The organism is Kitasatospora putterlickiae (assembly GCF_039527695.1).
Classification (GTDB): Bacteria; Actinomycetota; Actinomycetes; order Streptomycetales; family Streptomycetaceae; genus Kitasatospora; species Kitasatospora putterlickiae.
In genome coordinates this window covers 1-881 of sequence record NZ_BAAAKJ010000198.1, presented here as the reverse complement: position 1 = coordinate 881, position 881 = coordinate 1, and the positions used below count along the sequence as shown (strand labels likewise).

2 protein-coding genes are annotated in these 881 nt (G+C 76.7%); one reads left to right on the top strand and one right to left on the bottom strand.

Features of this window, described 5'->3' with window-relative positions; genetic code table 11:
* Positions 1-422: EamA family transporter (locus tag ABD308_RS19770; RefSeq protein ID WP_344337109.1), on the bottom strand; the 422-nt coding region annotated here is incomplete at its 3' end.
* Positions 423-565: 143 nt separating this feature from the next.
* On the opposite strand from ABD308_RS19770, the gene ABD308_RS19765 reads away from it, so the two are divergent.
* Positions 566-881: gamma-glutamylcyclotransferase family protein (locus ABD308_RS19765; protein ID WP_344337107.1), on the top strand; the 316-nt coding region annotated here is incomplete at its 3' end.

The following is an 881-nucleotide window of genomic DNA, read 5'->3' as shown; positions in this document are numbered from 1 at the left end:
CCGACCGCCGTCAGCAGCACCATCCACAGCGGCACGGCGGCGACCAGCAGGGCGGCCAGGCCCGACGGGATCGACTTCTCGCCGAGCACCACCAGCCCGTTGCCGCCGGTCAGCAGCAGGCCGCCGACCAGGGCGGCGGAGCCCAGCTGCCGCAGGTCCACCCGCAGGGCGGAGCGCCCGTAGCGGACGGCGACGAAGCCGGCGAGCAGCAGTCCGGCGGTCAGGAAGCGCGCGGCGGCGGACAGGAAGCCCGGCATGGTCTCCAGCGCGATGCGGATCGCCAGGTACGTCGAGCCCCACACGACGTAGACGATGCCGAGCGCCACCCACACGCCCGCTCCGAGCCGCCCGGCGGCGGGCGGGGCGGCGGAGGGCGGGGTGTCCGCGGGTGCGGCCGGTCTGCGCTCGGCGGGAGCTGTCATGGGTGTCCCCCTTGGACGGTACTGGCAGTTGCATCCGCCATGACACCGCATCGGCCACCCCGCGCGCCAGTGGGTATCACCAGACGGGCACCATCGACCGTCGACCCGCCCCCGGCCTCACCCCCGCCCTGGAGGAACCCCCCGTGCCCGCCGAACCCGCCGTCCTGCCCTTCTTCGTCTACGGCACCCTGCTCACCGGGGGACGCAACCACGCCGCCTTCCTGGCCGGCCGGTGCGCCGAGGTGCGGCCGGCGGTCCTGGAGGGCGCGGCGCTGCACGCGGGGCCCGGATTCCCGTACGCCCTGCCGGACCCGGCGCCGGGGCGGCGGATCAGCGGCGAGCTGGTCACCGTCCGTCCGGACGCCTACCCGGCGGCGCTCGCGGCGCTGGACCGGCTGGAGGACTGCCGGCCGGACGGCCGCGGCGAGTACGTGCGCGAGCGGCGCGCCCTCAGGACGG